Genomic DNA, 3275 nt, shown 5'->3' with positions numbered 1-3275 from the left:
GGGCCGCCCGCGCCTCCCGTGGGTCGTCGGCACCGTCCGCGAGAGGATGGCCGGGTGCGCACCGCGACCAGCCTGCTCGACGCCCTCGTCCGACACGTCGACGCCTCGGGCTTCGCCGCCCACGGTCTGCACGTCCTGGTCGGCGACGACACCGCCGAGCACCACTGGACGCCCGACGTCCGGCGCGAGGTGCACTCGGTCGCGAAGGGGATCGCGGTCCTCGCCACGGGGATCGCCGCCGACGACGGGCTGGTCGACGTCGACGCCCCGGTGTCGGTCTCGCTCCCCGACGTCCGGTACGGCCCGGGGACGGACGCGGTCACCCTGCGCCACCTGCTGACCATGACGAGCGGCGTCGACATGCCGTGGTCGGCGACCGAGCTGCACGACTGGCCGGACCTCGCGCTGGAGTTCCTCGGGCGACCGTCACGCGGTCGCGTGTTCCAGTACGCGAACGCCAGCACCTACATGGCGATGCGGGTGCTCGAGACGCACGTCGGCGACGTCGGCACGTTCGTGTCCCGTCGCCTGTTCGACCCGCTCGGCATCCACGACGTCTCTTGGGCCCGCTGTGCGAACGGCCACGTCGCCGGGGGCGAGGGCCTCGCGATGCGCACCGGTGAGCTCGCTCGGATCGGGCGGCTCGTCCGCGACCGCGGCGAACACGACGGCCGTCTGGTCGTGGGTGCCCGCTGGTGCGACGCGATGCACACCGACTGGGTCGAGCGCGACGGCACGGGGCCGGGCTACGAGCGGTACGCGATGGCGGGGTGGGACGGCCCCGGGCGGCTCTGGCGGCTGCACGGCGCGTACGGGCAGATGCTGCTCTTCGACGGGGACACGGTGGTGACCGTCACGGCCGACGACCACCTCGGCGCGGACGCGTTCGCCGGGGCGGTCGCGGACGAGCTGGAGCGTCAGGGGCCGACCGGCACCTGACGGCCGGGCGTCAGCGCCGACGTCGCGTGGACAGCAGCCCGCCGAACACCAGCACCACCGCCACGCAGAAGACGATCAGTCCCGCGGGGTCGAAGCCGTCGAAGTTCATCGTTCCTCCCGATGTGTCGCCCCGACACTACGACCGCGTCGCTCGACGCGTGCGGTGACCCGGGTCCGTCCGCATTCCGGGTCGCACAGGGTCGTCCGGTCTGCGCATCCGGTCCCGCCGTCGTGCGCATGTGCGCGCGCTGCGAGCGCCCGGGCCGCGCTGGTGCGATGATGATCCGCGGCCGTCGCCCCGACGGCGAGGACGCCGTCGCCGGACGGCGAGGAGACGGAAGTGACGAGCGTGACCGAGACCCGCTCTCAGACCCCGACGACCGAGACCACCGACGACGCCGGAACGCACGGCCCAGCGAAGGGCATCGCCGCCCTCGCCCTGGCCGCGCTCGGTGTCGTCTTCGGCGACATCGGCACGAGCCCGCTGTACGCGTTGCGCACCGTGTTCACGATCGACGGCGGCATCGTGCAGGCGAACCAGGAGGACGTCTACGGGGTGATCTCGATGATGTTCTGGAGCATCACGGTCATCGTGTCGATCAAGTACGTCCTCGTGCTCATGCGCGCCGACAACAACGGCGAGGGCGGGGTCATGGCGCTCGCCGCGCTGGCCCGGCGGCTGTACGCCAAGCGGCGCGGGGGAGCGACGATCTTCCTCGTCATCGGGATCGTCGGCGTCTCGCTCTTCTACGGCGACTCGGTCATCACCCCGGCCGTGTCCGTGCTCTCCGCCGTCGAGGGCCTGCAGACGGCGGCCCCCTCGGTGGAACACCTCATCGTGCCGATCGCCGCGGTCATCCTCGTGCTGCTGTTCGCGGTGCAGCGGTTCGGCACCGGCAAGGTCGGCAACCTGTTCGGCCCGGTCATGCTGCTCTGGTTCGTCGTCATCGCCGCTGCCGGCGTTCCGCACATCCTGGCGCACCCGGGTGTCCTGCAGGGCCTCTCGCCCACCTGGGCCATCGCCTTCCTCATCGCCCACCCGTACATCACGTTCGTCGCGATGGGTGCGGTCGTGCTCGTGATCACCGGAGCCGAGGCCCTCTACGCCGACATGGGCCACTTCGGTCGGAAGCCGATCATGCGGGCCTGGTTCTTCGTCGTGTTCCCGGCGCTCGTGCTGAACTACCTCGGCCAGGCGTCGCTCGTGCTGAACCAGCCGGGGGCGGCGAAGGACCCGTTCTTCCTGCTGTTCCCGAGCGCGCTGCAGATCCCCGTCGTGATCCTCGCGACGATGGCGACCGTCATCGCCAGCCAGGCCGTCATCTCCGGGGCGTTCTCGCTGAGCCGCCAGGCCGTGCAGCTCGGGCTGCTGCCGCCGCTGACCATCCGCCAGACCTCACGGCAGGAGGGCGGGCAGATCTACCTGCCGGCCGTCAACCTCCTGCTGTTCATCGGGGTGCTGGCCGTCATGCTCGCGTTCCGGTCCTCGGCGAGCCTCGCCACCGCCTACGGGGTGTCCGTCACCGGTGCGCTCGTCGTCGACACGCTCCTGCTGCTCCTCGTGGTGAAGCCGCTCTGGCAGTGGAAGACGTGGAAGCTCGTGGTCGCCGCGATCGCCTTCGGCGGACTCGAGCTGACGTTCCTCGCCGGCAACCTGTCGAAGATCCTGCACGGCGGGTGGGTCCCGCTCCTCATCGCCCTCGCGGTGATCACGCTGATGACCACCTGGCGCCGCGGTCGGCAGCTCGTGCAGGAGGAGCGCAAGGAGCGCGAGGGGTCCCTCGCCGACTTCATCGAGAAGATCAACACGAAGGGGATCCCGCGCGTGCGAGGCGTCGCGATCTTCCCGCACCCGAACAAGGAGACGACCCCGCTCGCGCTCCGGGCGAACGTCGAGCACAACCACGTCGTGCACCGGACCGTGGTCATCGTGTCCGTCATCACCGCGAACGTGCCCCACGTCCCGCACGCCAAGGCCTTCTTCCGCGACGACCTCGGGTACGAGGACGACGGCATCGACCACATCACGATCAAGTTCGGGTTCTCGGACGACCAGGACCTGCCGAAGGCGCTGCACGCCGCGTGCCTGGCCGAGGTGCTCGAGATCGATCCGGACGAGATCGCGAACGCGTCGTACTTCATCTCGCGGGGTGCCCTGCGGCCGATGCCGGGGAACCGCGGGATGGTGAGCTGGCGGAAGAAGCTCTTCGTCGGGCTGGCGCACAACGCGGCGGATCCGGCTGCGCGCTTCGGCCTGCCGGCGGAACGCACCGTGACGATGGGCAGCGACGTCGAGATCTGACGACCGTCGCGCGTGACCGGTCGGCGGACGGGAG

Annotated in this window: 2 protein-coding genes; both read left to right on the top strand. The window is 70.7% G+C overall.

The window, feature by feature from the left end; translation table 11 throughout:
* Positions 1 to 54 precede the first annotated feature (54 nt).
* On the top strand, positions 55 to 939 hold the full coding sequence (locus I5E_RS17265) for a serine hydrolase domain-containing protein (RefSeq protein WP_022908091.1): 885 nt from the start codon (positions 55 to 57) through the stop codon (positions 937 to 939).
* A 340-nt stretch (positions 940 to 1279) separates the two neighbouring features.
* Positions 1280 to 3241: a potassium transporter Kup gene (locus tag I5E_RS17255; RefSeq protein WP_022908089.1), complete on the top strand. Its 1962-nt coding sequence runs from the start codon at positions 1280 to 1282 to the stop codon at positions 3239 to 3241.
* Positions 3242 to 3275: the final 34 nt, after the last annotated feature.

It is taken from the genome of Curtobacterium sp. B18 (assembly GCF_000333375.1).
Taxonomy (GTDB): Bacteria; Actinomycetota; Actinomycetes; order Actinomycetales; family Microbacteriaceae; genus Curtobacterium.
Note: the sequence above shows the minus strand (reverse complement) of the source record. Positions and strands in the feature narration are given on the sequence as shown.